This is a genomic window from Isoptericola sp. AK164, from assembly GCF_029643425.1.
Lineage (GTDB): Bacteria > Actinomycetota > Actinomycetes > Actinomycetales > Cellulomonadaceae > Isoptericola > Isoptericola haloaureus.
On record NZ_CP119106.1, the window covers coordinates 2,671,497 to 2,685,234 of the forward strand.

At 73.8% G+C, this 13,738-nt stretch carries 10 protein-coding genes; 6 read left to right on the forward strand and 4 right to left on the reverse strand.

The annotated features are described in order from the left end of the window. The first annotated feature begins 99 nt into the window (after positions 1–99). The 4 genes from PO879_RS12345 (at position 100) to PO879_RS12360 (ending at position 4,882) form a co-directional block, all read left to right on the forward strand. Entirely contained in the window at positions 100–1,284 is a 1,185-nt protein-coding gene (locus PO879_RS12345; RefSeq protein ID WP_278235182.1) for a sugar ABC transporter permease, read from the forward strand. Continuing rightward, positions 1,281–2,201: a carbohydrate ABC transporter permease gene (locus PO879_RS12350; RefSeq protein ID WP_278235183.1), complete on the forward strand. Its 921-nt coding sequence runs from the start codon at positions 1,281–1,283 to the stop codon at positions 2,199–2,201. Before PO879_RS12345 ends, PO879_RS12350 begins: the two co-directional genes overlap by 4 nt. A 78-nt stretch (positions 2,202–2,279) precedes the next feature. Then, positions 2,280–3,851: a family 1 glycosylhydrolase gene (locus tag PO879_RS12355; protein ID WP_278235184.1), complete on the forward strand. Its 1,572-nt coding sequence runs from the start codon at positions 2,280–2,282 to the stop codon at positions 3,849–3,851. Positions 3,852–3,871: 20 nt separating this feature from the next. Then, positions 3,872–4,882, forward strand: coding sequence for a LacI family DNA-binding transcriptional regulator (locus PO879_RS12360; protein ID WP_278235185.1), 1,011 nt, complete (start codon positions 3,872–3,874; stop codon positions 4,880–4,882). Positions 4,883–5,136: 254 nt separating this feature from the next. Here PO879_RS12360 and PO879_RS12365 read toward each other — a convergent pair whose 3' ends face one another. Genes PO879_RS12365 through PO879_RS12375 form a run of 3 tightly spaced genes read right to left on the reverse strand, consistent with a single transcriptional unit; the run spans position 5,137 to position 10,576 of the window. Then, positions 5,137–6,156: a 1-acyl-sn-glycerol-3-phosphate acyltransferase gene (locus PO879_RS12365; protein WP_278235186.1), complete on the reverse strand. Its 1,020-nt coding sequence runs from the start codon at positions 6,154–6,156 to the stop codon at positions 5,137–5,139. Position 6,157: 1 nt separating this feature from the next. Further along, the gene (locus tag PO879_RS12370) at positions 6,158–6,979 is read right to left on the reverse strand and encodes a patatin-like phospholipase family protein (protein ID WP_278235187.1); all 822 of its coding nucleotides are present in this window, start codon (positions 6,977–6,979) and stop codon (positions 6,158–6,160) included. 51 nt (positions 6,980–7,030) lie between these two features. After that, entirely contained in the window at positions 7,031–10,576 is a 3,546-nt protein-coding gene (locus PO879_RS12375) for a bifunctional proline dehydrogenase/L-glutamate gamma-semialdehyde dehydrogenase (protein WP_278235188.1), read from the reverse strand. A 220-nt stretch (positions 10,577–10,796) separates the two neighbouring features. Here PO879_RS12375 and PO879_RS12380 point away from each other — a divergent pair, with 220 nt between their 5' ends. Both PO879_RS12380 and PO879_RS12385 read left to right on the forward strand, forming a co-directional pair. Next, positions 10,797–12,065 (forward strand): Glu/Leu/Phe/Val dehydrogenase, encoded by a 1,269-nt coding sequence (locus PO879_RS12380; protein WP_278237531.1) that lies wholly within the window; start codon positions 10,797–10,799, stop codon positions 12,063–12,065. A gap of 41 nt (positions 12,066–12,106) precedes the next feature. Continuing rightward, on the forward strand, positions 12,107–12,865 hold the full coding sequence (locus PO879_RS12385) for a putative protein N(5)-glutamine methyltransferase (RefSeq protein WP_347568627.1): 759 nt from the start codon (positions 12,107–12,109) through the stop codon (positions 12,863–12,865). Here PO879_RS12385 and PO879_RS12390 read toward each other — a convergent pair. Continuing rightward, a complete protein-coding gene (locus tag PO879_RS12390; protein ID WP_278235189.1) occupies positions 12,862–13,689 on the reverse strand; it encodes a tryptophan-rich sensory protein in 828 nt (275 codons plus the stop codon). The two genes, PO879_RS12385 and PO879_RS12390, sit on opposite strands and share 4 nt — an antisense overlap. Positions 13,690–13,738 lie beyond the last annotated feature (49 nt).

Below are 13,738 nucleotides of genomic sequence, written 5' to 3' on the forward strand. Positions count from 1 at the left end.
CCACCCTTCGATCACCACCGTGTCGGGCCGGTCGCCGTCCCCGGCGACCGGCCCGACACGCGCCCGCAGCACGTACCGGAGACGTACAGGAAGCAGCTCATGGCCCTCTTGTCCCCCACCAAGCCCGCGCAGCCGCGCGACGGCTCCGACGACCGTCCGCCGCGACGGCTCGGCTTCTCCCAACGACTCGGACGCCTGGACGTCAAGGTCTCGCCGTACCTGTACATCTCCCCGTTCTTCCTGCTCTTCGCCGTCGTCGGCCTGTTCCCTCTCGCCTACACCGCCGTGGTGTCGGTGTACGAGTGGAACCTGCTCGGCGGGCAGGGCGAGTTCGTCGGCATGCAGAACTACGTCGACGTCCTGCAGCAGCCGACCTTCTGGAAGTCGGTCGGGAACACCTTCTCGATCTTCCTGTTCTCCTCGGTCCCGCAGGTGATCATGGCGATCACGATCGCCGCCCTGCTGGACCAGAACCTGCGCGCGGCCACATTCTGGCGCATGGGCGTGCTGGTGCCGTTCATCGTGGCCCCGGTCGCCATCTCGATGATCTTCGGCCGCCTCTTCGCCGACCAGTACGGCTTCATCAACGAGCTGCTCGGCCTCGTCGGGATCGACCCGATCGCCTGGCACGGCGACCGGATCGCCAGCCACGTCGCGATCGCCACGATGGTCAACTACCGGTGGACCGGCTACAACACCCTGATCTTCCTGGCGGCCATGCAGGCCGTCCCGCGCGACCTCTACGAGGCGGCCGTCATCGACGGCGCCGGCCGGGTCCGACAGTTCTTCTCGGTCACCGTCCCGCAGATCCGCGCGACCGTCATCTTCGTGGTCATCACCTCCACCGTCGGCGGCATGCAGATCTTCGACGAGGTCCGCATGTACGACGCCGGCGGCCTCGGCGGCCCGAACCGCGACTGGATGACCACGGTCGTCTACCTCTACGACGTCGCGTGGGGCAACCAGAAGAACTTCGGCCGCGCCGCCGCGGTCGCCTGGCTGCTGTTCCTCATCATCGTCGCCGTCGGCATGGTCAACTTCCTCATGACCCAGCGGATCGCCACCGCCGGGCCGAAGGGCGCCAAGATCAGCCGCCGGCACACCAAGCGGCTGATGGCCGAGGCCCGCGCCGCCGCGGCCCGGGGCGAGACCCCGACGACGTCGGCCCCGCCGGGCGGCACCCCCGGCCCCCAGCCCGGGTCGCCGCCACCACCCCCGGTGGACCCGCCCCCGCAGCCGTCCGCCGACTCGCCCACCACGAACTCCGGGGAGGACGTCCGATGAGCTCCGTCGCCGTCACCGCACAGACCGCCGGGGCGGGCGCCGCGCGAGCCGCCGCCAAGCGTCGCCAGCGCAAGGTGCCGCTCGGCGGGTCGGCCCGCCGTGCCGGACGCCTGACCTACTTCCTGCTCGGCGCCGTCCTGCTGATCTCGATCTTCCCGCTGTACTACACGCTCCTGCTCGGGTCCTCCGACCCGGTCGCGATCGCGCAGAACCCGATCCCGCAGTGGCTGCCCGACTCCAGCCTCTTCTCGCAGTTCGCCACGGTCATCACCGACTCGAACATCAACTTCTGGAAGGCGCTGTGGAACTCCACGCTGATCGGCGTCTTCTCGTCGCTGTCGGTGGTGTTCTTCTCGACGCTCGCCGGGTACTCCTTCGCCAAGCTGAACTTCCGGGGACGGGGCCCGCTGCTCGTCTTCGTCATCGCCACGATGGCGGTGCCGGTCCAGCTCGGCATCATCCCGCTGTACATCCTCATGAGCGAGATCGGCTGGTACGGCCAGGTCCAGGCGGTCATCGTGCCCGGTCTGGTCACCGCGTTCGGCGTGTTCTGGATGACCCAGTACCTCTCGGAGGCGCTGCCGTACGAGCTCATCGAGGCCGCCCGCGTCGACGGGGCGTCGATGTTCCGGACCTTCTGGTCGGTCGCGATGCCGGCGGCGCTGCCCGCGGCGGCGATGCTCGGGCTCTTCCAGTTCGTGCAGCAGTGGACCAACTACTTCTGGCCGTCGATCATCCTCACCTCGGACAACCCGACGCTGCCGCTGGTGGTGCAGTCGCTGCGCGACAACTATTTCGTCGACTACTCGCTGGTGATGGGTGGCGTGTTCCTCGTGACGCTGCCGCTGCTGATCATGTTCTTCTTCGTCGGCCGCCAGCTCGTCGCCGGGATCATGGCGGGTGCGGTGAAGGGCTGACGCGCGACCGACCGATCCTCCGCGGGGCCCGGACCGTCGCGTCCGGGCCCCTCCACCTCACAGGGAAGAACTGCTGACATGACTCTGATCGCACCGGGCGCCGGAGCCCGGACCGCAGCCCCCGGGACGCCCGTCCCCTTCACCCCGTCCTCCCCGCTCACCGAGCCGACGGCCAACGCCCGTGGCCGCGTCGCGTTCCCCGAGGGCTTCCTGTGGGGAGCGGCCACCGCCGCCTACCAGATCGAGGGCGCCGGGGCCGAGGGCGGCCGGGGCGACTCCATCTGGGACGTCTTCTGCCGGGTCCCCGGTGCGGTCGTCCACGGTGACGACGGCATGGTCGCCTGCGACCACTACCACCGGTACCGCGAGGACGTCGCGCTGATGTCCCGGCTGAACCTGGGCGCCTACCGGTTCTCGAGCTCCTGGGCCCGGGTGATGCCGGACGGCCGCACCCCGAACCCGGAGGGGCTGGACTTCTACTCCCGCCTCGTCGACGAGCTGCTGGGCGCCGGCATCACCCCCTGGCTCACGCTGTATCACTGGGACCTGCCGCAGGCTCTCGAGGAGGCCGGCGGCTGGCCGGCCCGGGACACGGCCTACCGGTTCGCGGACTACGCCGCCACCATGCACGAGGCCCTGGGCGACCGGGTGAAGATCTGGGCGACGCTCAACGAGCCGTACTGCTCGGCGTTCCTCGGCTACACGGCCGGGGTGCACGCCCCCGGCCGGACGTCCCCCGAGCTCGGCCTCGCCGCAGCGCACCACCTCATGCTCGGGCACGGCCTGGCCGTGGAGGCGCTGCGGGACCGTGACCCCGAGGCGACGCTGGGGCTGACGCTCAACTTCACCGTCTCCGACCCCGTCGACCCGACGGACCCGGCCGACGTGGACGCCGCGCGCCGTGACGACGCCGTGTTCAACCGGATCTTCCTCGACCCGATCTTCCGGGGCGCCTACCCGCAGGACCTCCTGGAGGACGTCGCCCACCTGGGCCTGGCCGACCACGTCCGCCCCGGCGACCTGGAGATCATCTCCACGCCGATCGACGTGCTCGGCGTGAACTACTACAACGGCGGCGCCGTCTCCGCGACGCCGCAGGCCGGGACCCGTCCCGACGGCACCGCGAGCCCCGAGGGCACCGCCGGTCCCGACGGCGAACGCACCCCGGACGCGTCCGGGCCGGTGCGCGAGACCCGCTCGCCGAACCCGGTGCCGGACGGCGTGCACCCGCACAGCCGCGGCCTGCCCCTGACCGACATGGGCTGGGAGGTGCAGCCGGAGGGACTGACGCGCCTGCTGACGCGGCTGCAGCGGGACTACGCGGGGCCGCGCGGCACGGCGCTGGTCGTCACCGAGAACGGCGCGGCCTACCCCGACGTCGTCGAGGCGGACGGCAGCGTCGACGACCAGGACCGCCTGGAGTTCATCGACCGTCACCTGCGCGCGGTCAAGGACGCTGTCGACGCCGGCGCCGACGTGCGCGGATACTTCGCCTGGTCGCTGATGGACAACTTCGAGTGGGCGCTGGGCTACACCAAGCGGTTCGGCCTCACCCGTGTCGACTACGAGACCCAGGAGCGTATCGTGAAGGCTTCGGGCCGCTGGTACGCCGAGGTCGCCCGCGACAACGCCGTCCCGGCACAGGATTGAGCGGAAGGTAATCTCCGACCGTGGTCACGAAGCACATCGCACCGACGCTCGACGACGTCGCGCGCACCGCCGGCGTCTCGCGCTCGACCGCATCGCGGGCGATCAACGGCGGCGACCGGGTCTCGCCCGAGGCGCAGCAAGCCGTGGACTCCGCCATCGTGCGCCTCGGGTACGCACCCAACCGGGCGGCCCGGTCGCTCGTGACCCGACGGACGGACTCCATCGCCCTGGTGGTCCCGGAGCCGGACGCGAGGATCCTCACCGACCCGTTCCTCGCCGGCGTCGTGCGCGGCGTCAGCGAGGGGCTGGGGGGCACGGACCTGCAGCTCGTCCTGCTGCTGGCCCGCCAGGGCGAGCGCCCCGGGCACCTCGCCCGGTACCTGACCAGCGGGCACGTGGACGGCGTCATCGTCGCCTCGCACCACAAGGACGACAACCTCGAGCCCGAGCTGCGGTCCGGCTCGCTGCCCGCGATCTTCGTCGGGCGCCCGTTCGACGCCGCCGGCCTGCACTACGTGGACGTCGACAACCGGGCCGGCGCCCGGGTCGCCACGCAGCGGCTCATCGACCGAGGGTGCCGGTCGATCGCGACCCTGACCGGGCCGCGGGACATGACCGCCACCCTCGACCGTTTCGACGGGTGGCGGCAGACGCTGACCCGGGCGGACCTGCCCACGGACGCCGTCGCCGACGGCGACTTCACGGTCGAGGGCGGGGCCGCCGCGATGGAGCAGATCCTGGCCGAGCACCCCGACGTCGACGGCGTCTTCGCCGCGTCGGACCTCATGGCCACCGGCGCGCTGCAGGTGCTGCAGGCGCACGGCAAGCGGGTGCCCGAGGACGTCGCCGTGGTCGGTTTCGACGCTCTCGGTGCGGAGCGGACCACACCGCGGCTGACCACCGTGCTGCAGCCCGTGGTGGAGATGGTCGCGGCGGCGACGTCGTCCCTGCTCGACATGCTGGCCGGCGAGGACGTCCACCCCGAGCCGCGCATCTTCATCCCGCGTCTGGTCGAGGGTGACTCGGCCTGAGGCGGAGGTGCAGCGCAGGGTGAGGGCCGCAGCGCAGCAAGGCACTCGCCCGCAGCGGAACCGCAGCCTCAGGCCGACGGGCTGCACCCGCCTGAGGCGGAGGTGCAGCGCAGGGTGAGGGCCGCAGCGCAGCAAGGCACTCGCCCGCAGCACAACCGCAGCCTCAGGCCGGAGGACTCTGCCTGAGGCGGAGGTGCAGCGCAGGGTGAGGGCCGCAGCGCAGCAAGGCACTCGCCCTCAGCACAACCGCAGCCTCAGGCCGCCGGGCTCCGCCTGACGACCCAGTCGTCGATCGTCCGCCACTGGTCGAACAACCAGGTCCGACGCGCGTCCTGGGCGGTCGGCACGGCTCCGGCCGGGTGCAGCCAGGCACGCATGGTGATGGTCTTGTCCATGGGCAGCTCGCGCCACACGTCCCGGACGGTCACGAGCCGCTCGAGCCCGGTGTGCGCGACCACCAGGACCGCGGCGTCGGGAGATCCCTCCATCGCGGCGTCGAAGCCGCCCACGTGCGGTGCCATCACCTCGGTCATCTCCTCGGCCTGGCGCGCCAAGGTCTCGTGCCCGGCCCGGCGCAGCGCCTCGATGCGCTCCGCGCGGCGACGCGGCGTGATGTTCCCGCCCTCGGGGAAGAGCACGAGGGCGTCGTCGACGGTCAGCCCGGCGGCGATCCGGTGCACCGTCTCGCGCGCACCCGGCCGACCCGCAGGACGCCGTGACGCCGGCGTCACGAAGGCCGAGGGCAGCCGGTTCAGCAGCACGTCGATCGCCGGGTCCCACTGCATCGTGTCCTTGAGCACGATCGCCGGCGCACGCCCCGACAACCCCAGCAACCGGTCGACGATGATGAACGAGTCGCCCGGCCCCGCGTGCCGGCTCAGCACCACCACCGGCGCGTCCGGCAGCGTCCCCGGCGACGGCAGGTCGAGCTGGATCCGCAGTCGCAGGGTCCAGCGCACCTGCCAGAAGAACAGCGCCAGCATCCCGCGGGCCAGCCGCACGTGCGCACGGCGGTACCACGGCCGGTCGGTGAACAGACCGCACCCCGCGGCGAGCCAGAGGCCGAACATCGCGAGCAGCGCCGTCGCGTCCCACACGACGTAGAACGCCGCCATCCAGAGCAACCGCAGCGCGCGCAGCCCGCCGGGGACGACCCAGGTCAGCACGCCGCCGACGACGATCGCGAACATCAGCGTGGTCGGGACCATGAGGACGGCGAGCGCGACGACCAGCGGGGCGAGGACGACCCGGCGGACCCACCGCGGTGGCAGCACGTCACGCCTCGCCGGCGAGGTAGGTCCGGGTCCGGTCGTAGGACCGCTCGATCCGGTGCCGGGTGACGTCCAGCCGCTTGTAGGCCCGGACCTTCTCGTCGCCGGGCAGCGATCCGCCCGAGGGCAGCACGTGCACGGTGACGTCCGCGGGCACGTCGGCGAGCTCGCGGTGGAACCGGTGCCGCCGGGAGATCTCGAAGGCGACCTTCGCCACGTCGGAGGGGCTGCGCGGGGCGGTCAGCGGTTCCTCGATCCGTCCCACCTGCAGCACGTAGACGGTGGTGGCTCCGCGACGGACCGCCTCCCCCAGGGGGATGGAGTTCACCAGGCCACCGTCGACGAAGTGCTCGCCGTCCACGACCGTGGGCGGCATCGCCCCCGGCACGGACGCCGAGGCCAGCACGGCCTCGACGAGCGGACCGGTGTCGAACCAGTGCTCCGACGCCCGTTCGATGCTGGCGGCGGCCACGACGAGCGGCACCTCGAGGTCCGCGAAGGTGCGGTGCTCCCCCACGGCCTCCTCGATGAGCGCGCGCAGCTTCGCCGGGTCGTACACGTGGACCCGCGAGCGGGCCAGGTGACGGACCTGCCGGTACCAGGGCTCGGCGTAGACGGCCGCCGCCGTCGGTGACGCCCAGGCCTCCAGCAGCCGGTCGACGACGGAGAGGGTCGGGTCGGCGGCGACCGCCGCGCCGTTGATGGCCCCGACGGACGTCCCGACGATCAGGTCCGGGTGGACGTCCGCCTCGAAGAGGGCCTGCAGCATCCCGACCTGCACCGCACCCCGGACACCACCGCCACCCAGCACGAACGCAGTCGTCACGCTGCCATGCTGCCACGGGTGCCGGCGCGGTGCGGCTCGTCCGCCGCCGTCTCAGGCGCGCAGGTGCCCGTACCGGTGCTTCGTCCGGCTGACGGCCTGCTCGCGCAGGAACGGCAGCAGCTCCCGGCGCCCCGCCGCCACCACGGGCTGGTCGAGCACGGTCGTCTCGCCGACGCGCTCGACCGCGGCGGCACGCAGGCCGGGTGCCTGACCGATCACACGGATCCGCCCGGTGATCCGGCCCTCGGTGACGGCGTCGGCGAAGTCCTCGTGCGACATCGGGGCCTCGTGCGGCACGCCCCAGCCGGCGTCGGACTCGGGCACGACGACGGTGCGGACCCCGGCCCGACGGGCACCGGCCAGCACGCGGCGCACCTCGACGGGCAGGGCGCCGTCACCGACGCGGACCGTGACCTCGGGCACGGGGCGGTAGCGGAAGCTGTTCTCCTCGACGGCCAGGCCGGTCGGGTCGTGCACGACGCCGAACTCGGTGTCCCACGCGACGGCGTCGGAGTCCTCGGCCCACGCGAGCCAGCCCTCGGGGTCGGCGGTGCGCGACGGCACGTCGGCGCCGTCGCTCCAGCGGCCGAGCTGGGCCACGTAGTTCGGTCCGCCCGCCTTGGCGCCGGGACCGACGACCGAGCCCTTCCAACCGCCGAACGACTGCCGCTGCACGATGGCACCGGTGATGTGCCGGTTGACGTAGGCGTTGCCGACCTCGACGCGGTCGAGCCACGTCGCGATCTCGTCGGCGTCGAGGGAGTGGATCCCGCCGGTCAGGCCGTAGGAGACGGCGTTCTGCAGCTCGATCGCCTCCTCCAGCGTGGCGGCGCGCAGGATGCCGAGCACCGGGCCGAAGACCTCGGTGAGGTGGAAGAACGACCCGGGTGCCACGCCGTCGCGCAGCCCGGGCGACCACAGCCGGTCCGGGTCGATCCCCGCGGCGTCCGCCACGTCGTCCAGGCGCCGGGGCTCCACGAGCCAGCTCTCCCCCGGCTCCAGCGAGGTCAGCGCCCGGTGCAGCTTGCCGGTGGCCGGTTCGGTCAGCGGACCCATGACCGTCGACAGCGACGTGGCGGGGCCGACGGCGAGGGAGCGGACGGCGTCGACGAGCTGGCGGCGGAACCGCTCGCCCGTCACGGTGGTCTCGTCGCCGACCGAGCCGACGAGGATCACCAGCGACGACGCCGAGCACTTCTGCCCGGCGTGACCGAAGGCGCTGCGCACCACGTCGGCCACCGCGAGGTCGAGGTCGGCCGATGGCGTGACGACCAGGGCGTTCTTGCCCGAGGTCTCGGCGAGGACGGGACGCTCCGGGTTCCACCGGGAGAACATCTGGGCGGTCTCCAGCGCGCCGGTCAGCACCACGCGGGACACGGCCGGATGAGTGACCAGGTGCTTGCCGGCCTCGCCGTCGGGCACGCGCAGCAGCTGCACGGCGTCGCGGGCGACGTCGACGGGCAGCCCGATCTCCGGGGCGACCGCCTCGAGGGCGGCCTGCACGGCCTCGACCGCGAGCTCGTAGCAGCGGGGTGTGGGCGGTGCCGGCTTGGCGAGCACGGTCGAGCCGGCCGCGAGCGCCGCGAGCACGCCGCCGATCGGGATGGCCACCGGGAAGTTCCACGGCGGGGTGACGAGGGTGACGCCCTCGGGGGCGAAGTCGGCGCCGTCGACGGTGTCGAGCGCCTCGGCGGCCGCCGCGTAGTAGGCGGCGAAGTCGATGGCCTCGGTGACCTCGGGGTCGGTCTCGGCGACGGTCTTGCCGGGCTCGTGCACGGCGGCGGCGACGAGGTCGCCGCGGCGCAGCTCGAGCTGCCGGGCGGCCTCGCGCAGGACCCGGGCGCGACCGGCGGCCGGGACGGCGGCCCACTGCTCGCGGACCTCGACGGCACGGGCGACGACGGCGTCGATCTGCCCGGTGTCGGTGGTCTCGGGGGTCCGCACGGGCACGAACCCGCTGTCGGGCCCGACGAGGCGGGCGGCCCACTCGCGGTGCGCGGCGACGGCCGGGTCGGTGTCCGTGGCGTTGTGGAACCCGGTCGGCGACCCGGGCCGGGCGGCGTCGTGCGCGGTCGCCGCCGGGCGGGGCGCAGGGACGTCGAACCGCGAGACGCGTCGCGGGACGACGGCGTCCGGGTCGTCGCGCAGGCCGTCGGCGACGGAGGCACGGAACGCGACCTCCTGGCGCTCCATCGGGGTGCCGCGCACACCGGGCTCGGCCGACGGCGGGGCGAAGGCGGCGTGCACGAAGTTCTGCTCGGCGGAGTTCTCCTCGAGGCGGCGCACGAGGTAGGAGATGGCGACGTCGAAGTCCTCGTCGCGCACGGCAGGCGTGTAGAGGACGACCTCGCCGTGCTGGTCGGGTGCGCCGCGGGAGACCTCGGCGCGTACCAGCCGGGCCTCGATCGGTGCCATGCCCTGCAGCATCTCGATGTCGAGCCCGGCGCTGACGTCGCGCGCCCGGCCGAGCAGGATCGCGAGCGCCACGTCGAACAGGTTGTGCGAGGCCACACCGAGGCGGACGGCGGCGGTGCGCGCGGGGGTCAGGTGACGGTCGAGGATGCGCACGTAGTTGGCGTCGACCTCGGCCTTGGTGCCGTAGGGGGCGGGTGCCCAGTCGTGCAGCTCGGCCTCGACGTGCTCCATGGCGAGGTTGGCACCCTTGACCAGGCGCACCTTGACCGGCGCACCGCCGTCGGCCACCCGCTGCTGCGCCCAGGCGGTGAGCTCGTCGAGGGCACCGAGCGCGTCGGGGAGGTAGGCCTGCAGCACGATGCCCGCGGACAGGTCGCGCAGCTCGGGGTGCTCGAGGACGTCGCGGAAGACGGCGGTGGTCAGCGCGAGGTCCTTGTACTCCTCCATGTCGAGGTTGACGAACACGCCGTGGTCGCGCGCGGCGCGGTACAGCGGCAGGAGGTGCTCGACCACGCGGTCGCGGGAACCCTCCAGGTCCCAGGTGACCAGCTGGGCGGCCACGGAGGAGACCTTGACCGAGACGTAGTCCACGTCGGGGCGCTCCACCAGCGCGATGGTGCGCTCGAGCCGCGCGGCCGCCTCCTCGTCGCCGAGGACGGCCTCGCCCAGCAGGTTCACGTTGAGGGTGTAGCCCTCGGCGCGGGTGCGGGCGAGGTGCTTGCCCAGGCCGCGCCCGGCGTCGGCGACGAGGTGGCCGACGAGCTGACGCAGCCGCACCCGGGCGGCCGGCACGACGACGGAGGGCAGCACGGGCGCCACGGCGGCGCCGACGCGGAACAGGGTCCGGTCGACGGGCGAGAGGAACGAGGCGGCGCCGGCGTCGCGGCCGAGGCCGGCGAGCGCCTTGGCGGCGACGTGGACGTCCTGGGGCCGGGCGACGTCGTCGACGAAGCCGACGGCGAGGTCGAGGCCGGCCGGGTCGGCGACCAGCGCGCCGAGCCGCTCGGCGGTGGCGCGGGTGCGACGGTCGGAGCGGGTGGCGACGCCGTCGGACCGCCCGGCCGCCTCGATCCAGGAGTGGGCGAGGGCGACGGCGTCCTCGACCAGGTCCGCGGGGCTCACGGTCGCGTCGCGGCGGGTCCCGGGGTCGCCGGTGCCGCGGTCGGTGGCATGGGTGCTCATGTCTCCAGGGTGCGCCCGACGGCGGGGTCCCGTCTTGTACAGAACCGGGCGTGCGGGACGCCGTTTGCGACAACTCGACAGGACCCGCGGCACGGTCGGGACCGCCCGGCGACCGCGGGGTACGGTACCGGGACGGCCCCGACCGGGCCGGTGACCACCGCAAGGGCACCGACCGGAGCCCCGCCGACGATGCCTCCGAGGAGGAACCCCTGTGACGACGATGTCGACCCGCCCGGCCCCGGCGGGCGAGGCCTCGGCCCTGGAGACGGCGCAGTCCCAGCTCGCGACCGCCGTCGCGCACCTGGGCTACGACGACGGCCTGCACCAGATGCTGGCCACGCCGCGCCGCGAGATCCAGGTCGCGGTCCCGCTGCACCGCGACGACGGGTCCCGGGTGCTCTTCCAGGGCTATCGGGTCCAGCACAACGTCTCGCGGGGTCCCGGCAAGGGCGGGCTGCGGTTCCACCCCAGCGTGCACGTCGACGAGGTGCGGGCGCTGGCGATGTGGATGACCTGGAAGTGCGGCATCGTCGACCTGCCGTTCGGGGGCGCGAAGGGCGGCGTCGGCATCGACCCCGCCGACTACACCCCGGGCGAGCTGGAGCGGGTGACGCGTCGGTACACCTCCGAGATCATGCCGCTGATCGGCCCGGACACCGACATCATGGCGCCCGACATGGGCACCGACGACCGCACGATGGCGTGGGTCATGGACACCTACTCGGTCAACCGCGGCTACACGATCCCGGCGGTGGTCACGGGCAAGCCGCTCGCCGTGGGCGGGTCGCTGGGCCGCGGCACGGCCACGAGCGCCGGGATCGTGCACGTCACCGCCGCCGCGCTCAAGGAGGCGGACGCGCAGATGAGCGACGTGTCCGTCGCGATCCAGGGCTTCGGCAAGGTCGGTGGCAACGCCGCGACGATCTTCGCCGAGCGCGGGGCGCGGGTGGTCGCCGTCAGCGACCAGTACGGCGGGATCCGGGCGGACGACGGACTCGACCTGGACCGGCTGGCCGACCACGTCGCCGAGACGGGCAGCGTGGCCGGGTTCGCCGACGCCGACCCGATCTCGAACGCCGAGCTGATCGCCCTGGACGTGGACGTGCTGGTGCCCGCCGCCGTCGAGGGCGTGCTCACCGCCGAGTCGTCGCGCACGGTGCGGGCACGGTGGGTGGTCGAGGGCGCGAACGGGCCGACCACCACGGCGGGCGACGCCGTGCTGGCCGAGCGCGGGGTCACGGTGGTGCCCGACGTGCTGGCCAACGCCGGCGGCGTCGTCGTCTCCTACTTCGAGTGGGTGCAGGCGAACCAGACGTACTGGTGGTCGGCGCAGGAGATCGCCGAGAAGCTCGCGCGGCGCATGGCCTCGGCCTACGCGGACGTCTCCGCGCTGGCCCGGCGCGACGGCGTCTCGCTCCGGGACGCCGCGACGATCATCGGCGTCCGGCGGACGGCCGAGGCGCACGAGATCCGCGGGCTCTACCCCTGACCTCGCCGGACCCGGACCCGACGACGGCGCTCGCCACCCGGCTGCGGCGGGCGGGGTGCGTGTTCGCCGAGGACGAGGCCACGGCGCTGCTGCGGGCCGCCCCGGCCGGCTCGGCGCGTCTGGAGGAGCTCGTCGCCCGCCGCACCGCCGGTGAGCCGCTCGAGCACGTGCTCGGCCGGGTCGAGCTGGCCGGGCGGTCCTGGGCGGTGGGTCCCGGGGTGTTCGTGCCGCGCCGTCGCAGCGAGGCGCTGGTGCGCCTCGCGCTGGACCGCGTCGCGCCGCGGCCCGACGCGACCGTCGTCGACCTGTGCTGCGGCTGCGGCGTCGTCGGCGGGGCGGTGCTGGCGGGCCGGTCGGCGGCCGGGACGTCGGCGACGCTGCACGCCGTGGACGTCGACCCGGTGGCGGCCGCGTACGCGCGCCGCAACCTGGAGCCGCTGGGCGGGGTCGCCCTGGTCGGCGACCTGTTCGCCCCGCTCCCCCACGACCTGCACGGCCGGGTCGACCTGCTGCTGTGCCACGCGCCCTACGTCCCGACGGACGCGGTCGCCACGATGCCGCCGGAGGCCCGCGAGCACGAGCCGCGACGCGCGCTCGACGGCGGCGACGACGGCCTCGACGTGCTGCGCCGGGTGCTCGCGGACGCTCCGGCGTGGCTGGCTCCGGACGGTGCGCTGCTGTTCGAGATCGCCGAGCACCAGTGGGCCGGGGCGCGCCGTGCGGTCGAGCAGGCCGGCCTCGCCGCCCGGAGGGTCCGGGACGAGGCCCTCGACGCGACGGTCGTGGTGACGAGCCGCTAGGACCGGGTCCGGCGCCGCAGCAGGCTGATCACGACCGGGCCGACGGCGGCCACGGCGGCGGCGACCCCGGCGGCGACCGCCACGACGGAGTCCGTCAGCGGGCCCTCGGTGCGGCCGACCGCGATCCAGGCGAGACCCCAGCCCATGGCCAGACCGACCGGGACCACGACGGCGGGGCGGGCGGCGCCGTACCTCGCCATGGCCAGGGCGAGCACGGCGGCGACGGCGGCCAGGACCGCGCCCCACCCGCTGGCACCCAGGCCCAGCTCGCCGACGTCGGCGGCGGTGAGGGCGGCGGTGGTGTTGGCGAGCGTCGCCACGGACACCCAGCCCAGGTAGAGGCCGACCGTGACGTCGGTGACGACGGCGTCGAGCACGCGCGGTGCGGGGGTGCGGACCAGGCGGACGAGCACGAGGGACAGCACCGCGACGAGGACGGCGATCACAGCGACGCTGGCCCACAGCCAGCCGGCCTGCACGACGCCGATCCACGCGGCGTTGAGGAGCATCGAGGCGAGGATCCACCAGGACACGGACCGCAGCCGGGCGTCGGCCCCGCGCCCGGGCAGCGCCTGGACGACAGCGAAGAGGACGAGCCCGGTGTAGATGACCGACCAGATGGAGAACGCCGGGTTGTCGGGGGCCACCACGGTCGCCTCGGCGGACAGGGCGCCGCCGGCGGCATCCTGGATCGGCTGGCCTCCGAACGCCCCGGAGCCGACGGCGGCACCGAGGATCGCCAGGAGGGCGCCGACGGCGACCACGACCTGCCGGACGCGGTCGCGGGCGGTGGCCTGCTGGGGTGTCGTGTCGTAGGTCGTCATGCCCCCAGCATGCCAAACCTCAGCATGCTGAGCATCTTGAGCGGGCCGA